This is a genomic window from Synechococcus sp. H60.2, from assembly GCF_047462315.1.
Classification (GTDB): Bacteria; Cyanobacteriota; Cyanobacteriia; order Thermostichales; family Thermostichaceae; genus Thermostichus.
The window spans coordinates 1-13,256 of sequence record NZ_JANSIZ010000038.1; the positions used below are offsets into that span (position 1 = coordinate 1).

A 13,256-nucleotide genomic window follows, 5' to 3' on the forward strand; every position below is an offset into this window, starting at 1 on the left:
GGCAGAAGAAGAGACAAAAGCTCTGCTGCCAAGCGGGTGAGGAAACCCCACCCGCCTACGCGGTGGGGTAGTTCATGTGCGCTGTACATCCTCGGCCAGCCTTGACAGAGGCGGCAATCGGCTGCCCCGACTGGCTCCCCATTTCTGGAGATCCTCACCAAGGGAGAGCAGTAACCAACGACTGAGCTGCCAGAAAGTGATACTTGCGAGTTGCCGAGGGGATGCCCTAGGTGGGGGGAAACAGTCTTTGATGAACATCGCCGACAAAGGCTTCCACCGCTTCTCGGATTACCTCTCGCAGGTTGGCGTAGGCTTTGGCGAAGGGCGGGATCCGCTCACTGAGGCCGAGCAGGTCGTGGGTGACGAGAATTTGGCCGTCGCAGGCCGGGCCAGCCCCAATGCCCAGAGTCGGGATCCCGACTTGCTGGGTGATCTGGGCAGCCAATTCCGCCGGCATGTGTTCCAAAACCAGGGCAAAGGCCCCTGCCTGCTCTAGGCTTAGGGCTTCCTGGCGCAGCCGCTCTGCCTCTGAGGGGGTTTTTCCCTGCTGGCGATACCCCCCCAGTTGATGCTTGGCCTGTGGGGTAAGGCCGATGTGGCCCAAGACCGGGATCCCTCGCTGTACCAGAAAGGCCACCGTTTCCACCATGTCTGGGTAGCCCCCTTCTAGCTTCACCCCATTCACCCCTGCCTCCTTCATCAACCGTCCTGCCGAGAAGAGGGCCTGCTCTTTGCAGACTTGGTAGCTCAAGAAAGGCAAGTCGGCCACCAAAAAGGCTCGTTCTACACCGCGGCGCACTGCCTGGGCGTGGTGGATCATCTGTTCCAGCGTCAGGGGCAAGGTGCTGCTGTACCCCAAGCTGGTCATGGCTAGGCTGTCGCCTACCAAGATCAAGTCGATCCCGGCTCGATCCAAGATCTGCGCTGTGGCATAGTCGGTAGCGGTGAGGGCCACCAACGGTTGACCCGCCTGTTTGGCCTGGCGAAAGTGGTGAATGGAAAGGGCAGCCATACCTCTATGATCTCATTTCCCCTGCGGTTTCTGGCTGGGCCGTACCCCCCAAGAGCTTTGGCCCTGGGGTAATTGGCCAGGTTGCATCCGCCCCATTCCACGAGAGGGGATCCGGGCAGGATAGCCCGTTTGCCGCTAAGATGGTAAAGCCCTATGCAGACTGGAAGGGTGACAGAGTGGTTGATTGTGACGCTCTCGAAAAGCGTTGTGGCCGCAAGGTCACCGTGGGTTCGAATCCCACCCCTTCCGTCTTCGAGCAATCCAATGGCGCTCAACGCTGCCAACGCCTGGTAGGGTCAGCACCCGGCCCTCTCAACCTCCGCCAAAGCCCCCGGCAGCCCTGGACTGGCTGGGATCCCTTGCTTCGTTAAGTCCCACCTCAGCTTACTGAAACCTGGGTTTCAGGAAGGCACCTTTGCGGATTGGCCCGGCGCGGCTTTCGAGGACTTGTCGCTTAACCGGTCTTCTTGGCTCCCATGTTCACCGCCCCTGCTCTGCAAGCGCAACTGCATCCCCTCATCCAGCGCCTTTCGGAGGCAATCCTAGAGATCTGGGGATCCCACCTCGCCCTGGCTCCCTATGCCCTGCCGGAGGATCTGGGCTATGTGGAGGGCCGCCTAGAGGGGGAGAAATTGCAGATTGAAAACCGCTGCTACCAAGGGGCTCCCTTTCGCAAGTTGCACCTGGAGCTGGCCCAGGCCGGGCAAAGCCTGGATATTCTCCACTGCGTCATGTTTCCGCAGCCGCAGTACCCGCTGCCGTTGTTCGGCTGTGATATTGTGGCCGGCCGCGGTCAGGTGAGCGCCGCCATCGTCGATCTCTCGCCGGTCACCCCCACTTTGCCGGATCCCTATGTCCAAGAGTTGGAAGCTTTGGGAGCTCATCTCGCCCCTTTCCAAGAGCGACGCCAGTTGCCGCCGTGGGGGACGATTTTTTCTCCCTACTGTCTGTTCATCCGGCCCGGCGACGAGGCAGAAGCCGACCGCTTTTTGGATTTCGCCCGCCGTTATTTGGAAATCCACTGCCGGCTGGCGCAACAGATCCCCCCGCAGACGGATCCCGCACAGATCCTGGCCCACTACCAAGGGCAGCAGCGCTACTGCAGCCAGCAACAACAGAACGACCGCACCCGCCGCGTTCTAGAAAAAGCTTTTGGCCCCGCCTGGGCCGAGCGCTACATGAGCACCGTCCTTTTTGACTTGCCCCCCAGTCCGATGCAGACCTAGTGCAGATCTAGACAAGCTCCCCTTGCAGCCGCTGCTGGATGCTCAACGCCAATTTTTGCCCCAGGAACTCTGGCATGGCTGGAGTTGCATCCGGCCCCAGCAAGTAGAAAATGAAGCGCGCCCGTTTGCGGCGAAGCATCAGATTGAGGTTAACCACAGTCAAATCCTCCTGCGCTAGAGCAGTCATCACCCGGTAAAACACGCCCGGCTGGTTGTCCACATCCACCAACAGCGTGGGCAGATGAAACACTGGGTCAAAATAAAAAGAAACCTGGGTGTCTTTCAAGCCGGCCTTGAGATCAAACTCCAGCGCCAAAGTTTCATGAACGGGAAACACCCCTGCCAAGCACTCGTGAATAGCCCGTTCTAGGTTGAGCTTGGTCTGGGAGGAAAGGCTGTGGCCATCGCGGGAGACAGTGACCCGAATAAAAACCAAGTGGGGTGCGTAGATCTGCCCGTAGAGATGGATGCCGTGTACCGAGAGATTGAATGCCGTGAGCACCCCAAACAGGTCGCTGAGCAGAGAAGGGCGGTTGCGATAGGCCAGACAAACTACTGTCTTGCCGCGCTCGTCCTGCATCTGTACCACGGCCTTGCGGGTTTGGTAGAGGGCATAGGCCAGACGCAAGTTTTGAACCTGAACCTCGCTGCTGACAAACTGGCTGTAGAAAGGCGGAAAGCTCTGGTTGAAGCGCCGCATCAGAGCCGTTCGCGTCAGCGGGACGGAGTGCTTGCGAGGGCTGACTTCGAGCGGCTGGGGATCCTCATGGGCAGCCCTTTCCTCTCTGGCAAGAGGAGCCACCTTCGGCTGCTGCGCTGACTGCTCAGTTGACATCGACTCTGCCGCCTGCATTGCTTCCTCTCTATCGTTGCTCAACACGCCCTGGCCAAACCCCATCTATCCGTAAAATCACTGGGGCTCGAAGCGAGCGTCAACGCTGTACCCAATTCTTGTTCAATACTTTTGGATTTAATCTATCTCATAAGGCTGAGCTGGACATCCAAGGAACCGCTGAGGGCCATCCCCCAATTGGGGGGAGTCCATCCCTGCGTCGCTGCTGAGTCAACAGTGTGCGCCTTCAAATCCCAGACTAACCAGGAACAATGGGGCAGGCTCTTAAAGCCTAAACGACGAATTGAGGGGAAGACTGCAATTACTACAATTTCTGATATAGAGTTCTGTATTAAGTGCTAGCCTGCTGGCGACTTGGATCGCTATTCTGTTAGCCAAAATTTCGGTTTTCCTTAGGTTTGTTGAAGGGATCCCTGTGAGCACGACCGTTGCCAACCTCAGCCCGCTCTCGCCTGCCCAAGGGCCGGATCCCGATGGGGCCTGGTGGGATCTCCACATCGTTGCTTCCCCTGCCCAGGAGGATCAGATCTTTTGGCGGCTGGAGAGCTTTGGTTGTCAGGGCATGGCCAGCCAGGCCTACGGTGAAGATCGAATCAGTATTCATGCCTATTTGCCCTGGTTCCGCGCCACGCTCCTGGATTTGGCTGCTCTGGCGCTGCGCCTGCGGCAAGACGCCCTTGTTGCCGGCCAGCCCCTTCCCAAGCTGCGCTGGGAACGCATAGAGGCAGAGGATTGGAGCAACAGTTGGAAGCAACACTGGCAGCCCGAACCGGTCGGGGACAAGCTGCTCATCTGTCCGGCCTGGCTGGATCCACCCCCCCACCCCGGTCGTCTTCTGGTGCGGCTGGATCCGGGCATGGCCTTTGGCACAGGTACTCATCCGACCACCCAGCTTTGCCTGGAGGCTCTGGAGATGCGCCTTGGGGGGGGTGCTGGGGGAGTCACAGTGGCCGATGTGGGCTGTGGTTCGGGCATTTTGTCGGTGGCGGCAGCTCTCTTAGGAGCCAAGCGGGTTTATGCCGTGGATATTGACCCGCTGGCGGTGCAGGCCACGCTCCAGAACCGGGATCTCAACGGCCTGACGGATCGCATTGTGGTGGCCAAAGGCAGCCTGGAGCATATTCCCGAGATGGTGGATGGGCTGGTGTGCAACATTCTGACGGACGTGCTCTTGGATATGATCCCGCAGTTTGGCCTGGTGGTGAAAAAGGGGGGATGGCTGATCCTCAGCGGTATCCTCATCGAGCAGGCCAAGTTGGTGGCGGAGATGTTGGAGGCCAATGAATGGGTGGTGGCAGCCCTCTGGCGACGGGGGGAGTGGTGCTGTCTGAACGCACGCACGACCTGAGTTCCCTGCCCCGCTTGGCTATCGACCCGGCCCAACGGGATCCCGCGGGTGGGCTCCACTTGACCAGCCCGCAGCAGCACTACCTACAGCGGGTGCGCCGCCTCAAGCCGGGGGATCCGTTCTTGGTGTTGGATGGCTCCGGCAAGCTGTGGCTGGCCCATTGGCAGCCGCAGGGATCCCAAATTGCGGGCGAGGTGGAGGCGCTGCCGCGGGAGTTGCCCGTTTACCTGCATCTGGGCTTGGAGGTGGTCAAGGGGCGGGGGTTAGATGAGGTGTTTCGCCAGGTTACCGAGCTGGGGGCAGCGCGCATTACCCCCCTGCTGACGGAGCGCACTGTGGTGGAGCCGGGATCTGGGCGGCAAGAACGCTGGCAAAAAATTGTGCAAGAGGCCGCAGAACAATGTGAGCGGTTGCGCTGGCCCCAGATCGACCCACCCACCCCATGGACCCGTTGGCTAGCCGAGCTCAAAGCCGATTGGTGGGGTATAGCCGTCGCCCGCCGAGAGGCCCCCCCGCTGCTGCAAGTCCTACCGCAACGGAGGGATCCTGTCGTGGCACTGGCCATTGGCCCTGAAGGCGGCTGGACAGAGATGGAGCGCCGCCAGGCGGAAGCCTACGGCGGAGTACCTGTCTCTTTGGGCCCTACGATCCTGCGAGCCACCACGGCGGCTGTGGCCGCCGGCAGCCAAGTTGCCGCCTTCTACGCTCGCTTGAGCCGGGGCTAGCTCTGCCCCTCAGCAGCAGGAACGCTGTTGCCGATATGATGGCATTGACATGAACCCTTGGTTCCCAGGACGGGGCTCTGGGCAAGAGGAACCAACATGGAGAAAATCCAGGCGGTGCGGGGCACCCGCGACATTTTGCCGCAGGAGGTACGGCTTTGGCAGCAGGTGGAGGCCAGCGCCCGCGAGATCTTGGGGCGGGCCAACTACCAAGAGATCCGCACCCCGATTCTGGAGCTGACGGAGCTTTTTGCCCGCAGCATTGGCAGCGCCACCGACGTGGTGGGTAAGGAGATGTACTCCTTTAGCACCCGCGGCGAGCAGGAGGTGAGCTTGCGCCCCGAAAACACCGCCGGCGTGGTGCGGGCCTACATCCAGCACGGGTTGCAGGTGGCAGGCGATGTGCAGCGCTTCTGGTACTGCGGGCCCATGTTTCGCTACGAGCGTCCCCAGGCGGGGCGGCAACGCCAGTTCCATCAGTTGGGGGTAGAGCTGCTGGGCAGCCGGGATCCCCGCGCCGATGCCGAGGTCATCGCCTTGGCCTGGGATCTGCTGCGGGCGGTGGGGGCAGAAAACCTCACCTTGCGGCTCAACTCCCTCGGGGATCCGCAGGATCGGCGGGCCTACCGCCAAGCCCTGGTGGACTACCTCACCCCCTTGAAAGAGCAGCTCGATCCCGACTCGCAAGAGCGCCTCAGCCGCAACCCCTTGCGCATCCTCGACAGCAAGGATCCCCATACCCGTGCCATTGCCGAGAAAGCACCCAAGCTGCCCGATTACCTCAGTGCTGACTCACGCGCCTTCTTCGAGCAAGTGCAAGCCCATCTCAAGGTCCTAGACATCCCCTATGAGCTGGATCCCTACCTGGTGCGCGGCTTGGACTACTACACCCACACCGCCTTTGAGATCATCTCGCCGGAGCTGGGATCCCAGAGCACCGTCTGCGGGGGCGGGCGCTACGATGGCCTGGTGGAAGAGCTGGGCGGGCCGCCGACCCCGGCGGTGGGCTGGGCCATCGGCCTGGAGCGGCTGGTGTTGCTGCTGCAGAAGAAACAAGGGGAGATTCCGCCAACACCGGTCGAGGTTTACGTGATCTCCCGCGGGGCAAAGGCTGAGGCCCAATCCCTCCAGATCGCCCAAGCCCTACGCCAAGCCGGCTTCTGCACCGAGCTGGATCTCAGCGGCAGCGCTTTCAGCAAGCAGTTCAAGCGGGCCAGCCGCAGCGGTGCGACCTGGGCTGTTACGCTGGGGGACGCAGAAGCTGCAGCCGGGGAGGTGCAGCTCAAGCACTTGCCCACGGGGCAGCAGCAAACCCTCTTGCAAGCTGACTTGGTGCAGTATTTGGCGTCCCAGAGGTGATGGAGTGATGTTGAGTTTTTGGGTGCGGCGCAACGGCCGAGAAGACTGGCAGCCGGTATCAGCCGAGGGAGCCATTCTGGAAGAGGACACCTACACCATCGTCGCCCGTTCCCCCCAGCCCCACTTCACCATCACAGTGGAAGTCCGCCAGCGCCCTCTGCCGACCGAAAATAGCGGATCCCCGGCAGGAGCAAACTCCAAGACAACCACCTCGCTCCTGCAAACCCGTTCGGTGCGCACCAACGAGGAGGGGATCGGCATCATCCTGCCGGCCACCCACCTCGCCCCTGGTTTTTGGGAGTTCCACTGCCGCGATGCCGATTTGATTGCCGAGCTGTTTGGTGAGACAGAGCTGAACAACTGCCTGCGTCTCCAGGTTGTGCCCGGCTCGGCTCAGACGGAACCCGCAGCACCTTTGGCGGCCCAGCCAACGGAGCCCGAACCCTCTGCCCAGACCAAAGCGGCTGCCATCCCGCCAGAGCTGTTTTCCCTGATGCACAGCGAGTTGGAGGGATCCCCCGATGAGGTGCTGGTGTTGACGGGGCGGATTGGCTGCAGTGGCGAGCTGCGGGTACGAGTTTGGCAAGAAGGTGAAGGGGAACAGAGCCCGGTTTTCGAGGGGCAACGGCTGATTCAATTTCCGGCTGAAGCCCGGACAGCGGTGTTCAGCATTCCCATCACCCTGCCGAGCTATACCTGGAGCCGTCCGTTGCGGGGGGAACTGCGCCTTACTCCGTCCTCCTGGCCGGATCCAGAGCCGCTGCGGATCTCCTTTTCCGTTCGCTGTCGCGGCCAGGGGGAAGTCCTCCCCCCCTCCTCCGGGATCCCTGCTGGTCAGCAGCGGCAAGAAGAAACGCCAGCCGCAGCCGACAGTTCTTCCCCGACCTCACCTTTGCTCTCCCCCGAACGCACCCTGCAGAAGTTGTTGCGCATCTGGCAGCGCAGCACCCCTGCGGGAAAAGAGGATGCTGGAGGAGCTCCCAGCCTGCTTCAGCCAGAAGAGCTCCCAGCCTCCCCTGCCCCCTTAGCAGACACCGCACCCGAACCTGCCGCCCAACCGGAGCCACCTCGCGAGGAGGCGGCCCCGCCGCCACCGCTCGCCGCCGCCACTCCGGGAACCTCGCCTCTTTCCCCCCAGGTGCCGGCAGCTTGCCCGGTACCGCAACTGGTGGTGCCCGAGCAATTGCGGGCAGGTGACAATTTCGACGTAGTGCTGCGTTTGCCGGCCTCGGTCAATTCTGCCAGTGGCTCGACCTCTCAGCCTCCTTTGTGGATTAAGTTTTGGGTCAAGCACGGCCGCACCCGCTCGCTGGTGGATGGCCCCCGTTGGTTGCTGGACTTCTCCCGCGATGACCAGGGACGGTGGCAAGCCCTCACCCGCATGACCATTCCCCCCGGCGTTCCTGAACTCATCTTCGAGGCTTGGGCCGTCAGTCCGGATCGCCAGCAGCAAAGCGACCGCGTGACGGAGCGCCGTTCTATCTTGCCTTAGGGATCCCTCAGTCTTGGGCCGAGCGCACCATCAGCACAGGGCAGCCGATGTGCACCCGCACATAGTCGGAGATGGAGCGCCCCAGCAGCCGATCCAGGTCAGGGATGCTGCGGGCAATACTGGGCCGGCGATCCGGGGATCCCATCACCAACAGGTCGGCCTTGCTCTCTTCCGCCAAGCGGACGATCTCGGTGCCCGGATCCCCGACCGCCGTAAACACCTGGTGGCCGATTTGGCGGCTTTTGAGGGTGGCAATGGCTTTGTCTATAACCTCGTCCCGGCCTTGGGCGTCGGCATCCAGTTGTACCGAGGCCAGAAAAATCTGGGCTCCCGGGATACCGGCAACCAGATCCAGGGCTGTGGCAAAGGCAGCCTGGGCGGCAGGGGAGTTGTTGAGGGCCACCATGACATGGCTGGGGTATTTGACGTAGGCGTCGTCTTTAACCAGCAGCATGGGGCAGGAGGCGAGCTGGAAGACGTATTGGCTGACCGAGTTCTGCAAAATGGCCATGATGCGGTTGCGCCCGCGGGATCCCATCACGATGAGGGGATTGGGCAGGGACTCGGCCACCTGCAGTACCACCACCTTGGGATCCCCTTCCACCAGTTGGGTACTGATCTTTAGCCCAGGCCGCGGGGGAAAGGTCTGCAGCGTCTGGGCCAACAGCTCCTGTCCCTTTTGCCAAGCAGCGCGCATGTCCTCAGCAGAGGTCTGGGAAGGCACCGCATGCAGCAGGGTTACGTGGCACTGGGCAAAGGCCGGCAAAGATAGCAGCGTGTGCACCATTTGCTCGGTGGGGCCGCTGCCGTCGATGGCGGCAACGATGTTTTCAAAGCGAGGCATGGGATCCGTTCTCCAGGCCAAGGTTTGCCAAGTCTCATCCTAGATCTGCCTCTGCCGATCCCTGCTGCCGCGGCAGATACCCCGCAACATTTTGTTGAGTTTTAGTAACTTAGCCACACATAGCCGGTGAAGCCGCCGCCGGCATTGGTGTTGCGGCCTGTTAAAAACTGAAACCCCCCTAGCCCCAGGGTCAGCCCCTCCTCTAGGCGCCAGTTGAGCTGGCCGGAAAGCTTAAGGTTGTTGTAGTCGGGATCCTGCACCGCCAGATCCCCAAAAAGGAGCGGGGCGCCGTTGCCAAGGGTGAAGTCGCCATCCAAAGCCGCAATGGCCTGCACCTCAGGGCTGAGATCTGCTCCAAAGGTCAAGTTGGCCTTGAGACGGTTGCCGGGGTAGCCCAGGTAGTCCCGAAAGGTCAGACAGGAGTCGAAAAAGGCGGGCAGGGATCCCAGCTTGCCCGAAGCGGCCAGGCCGGCGCTGAGGTCGTAGCCGAAAACCCCATAGCCCAACGGCAGGGGGGTGTTCTGGGTGGCATATCCCGGCGGGATCAGGGCCGTCAATTGAGCCGAGAAAAAGGGATCCCCCTCTCCCCAGGTGTGGCGCAGGCCCAGCTCCAGATCCCGCAGGCCCTGGTTGCGCTGGGTAACGGTCTCAGCCCCGCTGGCAAAGCGATTTTCCAGGAAAACGTAGCTGGTGTTGAGGTTGAGGGTGAGGCGATCGCTGAGGCCGGTTTCGCCAAACAGGTTGAGGCGGGTCTCGCCATACTCGGAAAGGGCCTGCTGCAGACGTCCCCCCCGGTCAAAGCGGGTGCGGGGTTGGTACACCTCGGGCTGGAGCGAGAAAAACGTTTTCCCTGCCCCGCGAGGGAAGCCGCAGCCGGCCCAGACCGGTAGCTCCCACCCCCCCAAGACAAGGCCCAGGCCCAGCAGCCAGCTTCTTGCAATTGCCAAAGGCTTCATCTAGGGATCCCTCTCGACGGCGCCGCCAAGGGGGATTGTACCTACAGAGCTCCGTTTTGGGCCTTCGTCTCCATCCACCTACACCCTCTGGGCAATAGCCGGCAAACCTACGCGGGCCCGGAATTGCCGGGCTGCCGTCAGCGCCCCATAGGGATCCCCCTTGTAGAGGCCGTAGTGCATCAGGGACAGGCGCCGCAATCCCAGTTGCGACACCTCCTGCAGCCACTCGGGCCGGCTCATGATCTCAAAATCCACTTGGACAGTGTCGGCCCGGCCACCGTTGGGGTGCTTGTCCTTAATCGAGGGCTCGTAGTGGGCCAGCATCAGGTTGCGGTGGATGGGGGCAAAGAGACGGCAGCAGAGGCGGATCTGCTCGGGGTTACCCGGATCCGGGCCGTTGAGCTCCGGGTTAAACTCCCCCGGTCGCCGCTGGCGCATCGACTGGAAGGCGATCCCGTCCATTTGGCTCATCGTCTCGGCAAAAGGCTCTACCATGCTGCGCCCTGCCCCGCGGCGGCGATCGTCAAAGGTGGCAATCCAGCCGCCCCAGCAGAGGGCCACCTCGGCCTCGGGCAGCCGCTCCTTGATGGCCTGGCGGGCTCTTAAGATGTTGCGCATCAGGGCGCGGTAGTAGGGGGCAGTGTCGGCGTTGTAGGTATCGGCAGGGACGCGCCAGTAGGAAAACTCAGTGGCCAGGCTCCAGTAGGTGGGGCGGCCCTGGGGGTTGGCTTGGGCAATATACCCGGCCAGCTCGGCTACGTCCTGGATAAACTGCGGCGAGAGGTGGTAGTCGCCGCAGGGGCGGGTGGTGTCGTCTTCCCAGGTGATGATGTGCAGGCTGTAGCCCCGCTCAAACCACTGCCGCAAAAGCCCCGCCTGGTGCCAGTTGCGCCAGAAGGAGAGATCCCCCTGGCGGTGGTCAAAGCTGTTGAGCCAGCCACTCAAGAAATGGGGATCCCAGCCCCGCGCCACCGCTGCCACCTGCGGATCCGACTCGATTTCCCAAAGGAAGCGACCGGGATCCTCGCCAATGCCCACCTCCCAGCGGGCCAAGAGCTCTGACAAGTTCCGGTTCCCCGTGGCAACGTTCTCGGAGCCCTGACCACAGCCGGCAACTCCAACCCCATAGGAAGCCAGCAGCGCTCCGCCCATCCGCAGCACCTGTCGCCGCGGCCATTGCCGTTTCCAGGTCATCTCGTCTCCTCCTCAAGCTCTGCCTGGCGGGCCCACAGCCGCACCTGCGGGGAGCTGTAGACCTCCCTAAAGCCTGGCAGCCCCTCAAAGGTAAGCTCAGGCCAAAATTGCAGGATGCGATCGGCGCTCCGCAAGGGATCCGCCGGCCCCGCCACCAGCAAGTAGTCCACCCGCTCCTGAGGGTGTTGCAGAGCCAAGGCAAACTCGTACTGGTGGGGAGTAAGGAACAAGCGGGGATCCCCCGCCCAAAAGATAGCCTCAAAGTGGATGTCGTCGTCCACCAACACCTTCTCGCCGGGCAAGAGGTGGCGGCGGAGATATTGCCCTACCTGGCGCTTTTCCTGCCGCTGCCGGCGCCACGCTGCCAGGACCTGCCCCGCGGAGGTCACTTCGTAGAGGTCTTGGGCCGCTTCCAACTCACGGCTAAGGGGCGCTACCCCTGCCACCAGCCGCTCCCAGAGATCCCGCTCCTCGAGCACCAGGGGCGCCAAAAATCGTGGCTCTTGGCTTAGCCCATAGCCAGCGGTAAGGCAGTTCAGCCCCAAAAGGGCGGTGATCAACAGGCGCTTGGCCCAGCCGGGGCCGGCTCCGCGGACTAAGTAGGCCCCCATCAGCAACGGCAGCGGCACCCAGACGAGACCAAAGCGGCTCAGCTCCGGCAAAAACAGCCCCTGGCCCAGGGAAGCCAGCAGAACCACCAACGGCATCCCCCAGATCAAGGCCCCGACCCAGCGGCCCAGCAGGGATCCCATCCCCAACAGGAGATAGGCAGGGGCCAGCACCGCCAGCCACTTCCCCAGCTCCACCAGCCCTTGCCAGCCGCCGGCCTGCTGCAGGTCTTCCCGCAACTGCGGCAGGCGCAGGCCGCTGCCCACCTGGTAAGTAAAAGCCCAGGGATCCCCCACCGCCAACCAGTTGACATACAGCCAGCTCAAGATCAGGGCCAGGCTGATAAACCCCGCCACCAGCAGCGAGACCCAGCGAAACCCCCAAGATTCGCGGCGAAAAGCCACCAGCAGCAGTCCTGCCAGCCAGGGCAACAGCCAGCCGCTCTCCCAGCGCAGCACCATCAGCGGCCCCAAGGCCAGCCCAATGAGCAGCAGCCGCAGGGTAACGGGCAGCTCGTCCTTCTCCGCTGCTTGTTTCTCGTTGGCCAGAGGGAACAACAAGGCCATGTTCACCCCCAGCAAAAGCGAGGTGGCCGTCCAAACGGGGCTGCGCAGCAGCATCAGGAGCAAAGCCGGCTGCAGCAGCAGCAACAGGCCCCACAGCCAGCGCCACCCCAGGCCGACAGGCAAACGGCGCAACTGTTGCCCCATCCAGTCCAACACCAGGGATGCCAAAATGGCCAGCAACACCAGCGGCGAGCGCCCCAAAATGGCCGTGGCCAGCACCAGCGAAGGGGGAAAGGTGGTGCCGACAATGGGCAGGCGCGGATCCGGCCCCAGGACGGCTACGGATCCCTTGTAGCCAAGAAACTGCATCTCTAGGCTCACCCAGCCCCAGCCTTCCTTCAGCCCCCACAAGAGGCCAGCCAGGAGCAGCAAAGGGATCCCTACCGGCGCAACGAGCCTCAAGATAGCTTTAAGCCGGTTTACAAACATCCATGCCCTATGAACGAGTTTCGCTAAACTTGACGGCCTAGGGCATTGGAACACCCTAGTTAATCCTAAAAGCAAGTTTTGCAAAAACTATTAGGAATGCAAGGGAGCGTTAGTATTCCCCTTCTCGAGACTTTTTTTCTACGAGTTTTGGCGTATTGGGTTCAGCAAGATGGTCGATGAAAAGTTGCCGCACTGTAGGTGAGGATGTGAGAGTCTCTGAAGTGGAACAAGGTGTGACCTCAATGCTACACTCTGTGCGGGACATGGACAACGCGGCAATTCCGGCACTGGAGCTTTTGCCCTCCCAGGCTCAGACCCGCCCCTGGGGAGCCTTCTGGATCTTGGATGAAGGCCCAATGTACAAAATCAAGCGCATCGAGGTCAAGCCCGGCCATCGCCTTAGCCTGCAGATGCACTACCACCGCAGCGAGCACTGGATTGTGGTTCGGGGCACGGCGCGCGTTACCCGGGGCGAGGAGGTGGTGCTGCTTAACTCCAACGAGTCCACCTACATTCCCCCCTGCACCAAGCACCGTCTGGAAAACCCCGGCACCATCCCTCTGGTGATCATCGAGGTGCAGAACGGGGAATACTTGGGGGAGGACGACATCGTGCGCTTTGAGGACGACTACGCCCGCCCCTAGGA

General features: G+C 62.0%; 12 protein-coding genes and 1 tRNA gene. 7 read left to right on the top strand and 6 right to left on the bottom strand.

The window, feature by feature from the left end:
* Nucleotides 1-226: 226 nt before the first annotated feature.
* On the bottom strand, nucleotides 227-1,012 hold the full coding sequence (panB, locus tag NW845_RS07530; RefSeq protein WP_414364649.1) for a 3-methyl-2-oxobutanoate hydroxymethyltransferase: 786 nt from the start codon (nucleotides 1,010-1,012) through the stop codon (nucleotides 227-229).
* A gap of 162 nt (nucleotides 1,013-1,174) precedes the next feature.
* On the opposite strand from panB, the gene NW845_RS07535 reads away from it, so the two are divergent.
* Both NW845_RS07535 and NW845_RS07540 read left to right on the top strand, forming a co-directional pair.
* Nucleotides 1,175-1,261 (top strand) — tRNA-Ser (locus NW845_RS07535).
* A 227-nt stretch (nucleotides 1,262-1,488) separates the two neighbouring features.
* A complete protein-coding gene (locus tag NW845_RS07540) occupies nucleotides 1,489-2,238 on the top strand; it encodes a phycocyanobilin:ferredoxin oxidoreductase (RefSeq protein ID WP_414377897.1) in 750 nt (249 codons plus the stop codon).
* Nucleotides 2,239-2,245: 7 nt separating this feature from the next.
* Here the strand turns inward: NW845_RS07540 and NW845_RS07545 are convergent, their stop codons facing one another.
* Complete coding sequence (locus tag NW845_RS07545; RefSeq protein ID WP_414377898.1) at nucleotides 2,246-3,073, bottom strand: hypothetical protein; 828 nt, start codon at nucleotides 3,071-3,073, stop codon at nucleotides 2,246-2,248.
* A 544-nt stretch (nucleotides 3,074-3,617) separates the two neighbouring features.
* Here NW845_RS07545 and prmA point away from each other — a divergent pair.
* The 4 genes from prmA to NW845_RS07565 all read left to right on the top strand — a co-directional run bounded on the left by prmA (nucleotide 3,618) and on the right by NW845_RS07565 (nucleotide 8,012).
* Nucleotides 3,618-4,439 (top strand): 50S ribosomal protein L11 methyltransferase, encoded by an 822-nt coding sequence (gene prmA, locus NW845_RS07550; protein WP_414364651.1) that lies wholly within the window; start codon nucleotides 3,618-3,620, stop codon nucleotides 4,437-4,439.
* Complete coding sequence (locus NW845_RS07555; protein ID WP_414377901.1) at nucleotides 4,412-5,164, top strand: 16S rRNA (uracil(1498)-N(3))-methyltransferase; 753 nt, start codon at nucleotides 4,412-4,414, stop codon at nucleotides 5,162-5,164. The genes prmA and NW845_RS07555 overlap by 28 nt, the downstream gene beginning before the upstream one ends.
* 96 nt (nucleotides 5,165-5,260) lie before the next feature.
* A complete protein-coding gene (gene hisS / locus NW845_RS07560; protein WP_414364641.1) occupies nucleotides 5,261-6,520 on the top strand; it encodes a histidine--tRNA ligase in 1,260 nt (419 codons plus the stop codon).
* Nucleotides 6,521-6,527: 7 nt separating this feature from the next.
* Entirely contained in the window at nucleotides 6,528-8,012 is a 1,485-nt protein-coding gene (locus NW845_RS07565) for a hypothetical protein (RefSeq protein WP_414377903.1), read from the top strand.
* A gap of 7 nt (nucleotides 8,013-8,019) precedes the next feature.
* Here the strand turns inward: NW845_RS07565 and NW845_RS07570 are convergent, their stop codons facing one another.
* The 4 genes from NW845_RS07570 to NW845_RS07585 form a co-directional block, all read right to left on the bottom strand.
* Nucleotides 8,020-8,856 (bottom strand): universal stress protein, encoded by an 837-nt coding sequence (locus NW845_RS07570; protein ID WP_414364638.1) that lies wholly within the window; start codon nucleotides 8,854-8,856, stop codon nucleotides 8,020-8,022.
* Between the two features lie 101 nt (nucleotides 8,857-8,957).
* The gene (locus NW845_RS07575) at nucleotides 8,958-9,812 is read right to left on the bottom strand and encodes a hypothetical protein (protein ID WP_414377906.1); all 855 of its coding nucleotides are present in this window, start codon (nucleotides 9,810-9,812) and stop codon (nucleotides 8,958-8,960) included.
* Between the two features lie 78 nt (nucleotides 9,813-9,890).
* On the bottom strand, nucleotides 9,891-11,006 hold the full coding sequence (locus NW845_RS07580) for a hypothetical protein (protein ID WP_414377907.1): 1,116 nt from the start codon (nucleotides 11,004-11,006) through the stop codon (nucleotides 9,891-9,893).
* Nucleotides 11,003-12,583 (bottom strand): hypothetical protein, encoded by a 1,581-nt coding sequence (locus NW845_RS07585; protein WP_414377909.1) that lies wholly within the window; start codon nucleotides 12,581-12,583, stop codon nucleotides 11,003-11,005. Before NW845_RS07585 ends, NW845_RS07580 begins: the two co-directional genes overlap by 4 nt.
* A 290-nt stretch (nucleotides 12,584-12,873) precedes the next feature.
* On the opposite strand from NW845_RS07585, the gene NW845_RS07590 reads away from it, so the two are divergent.
* Nucleotides 12,874-13,254, top strand: a complete 381-nt coding sequence (locus NW845_RS07590; RefSeq protein ID WP_414377935.1) for a cupin domain-containing protein — start codon at nucleotides 12,874-12,876, stop codon at nucleotides 13,252-13,254.
* Nucleotides 13,255-13,256: the final 2 nt, after the last annotated feature.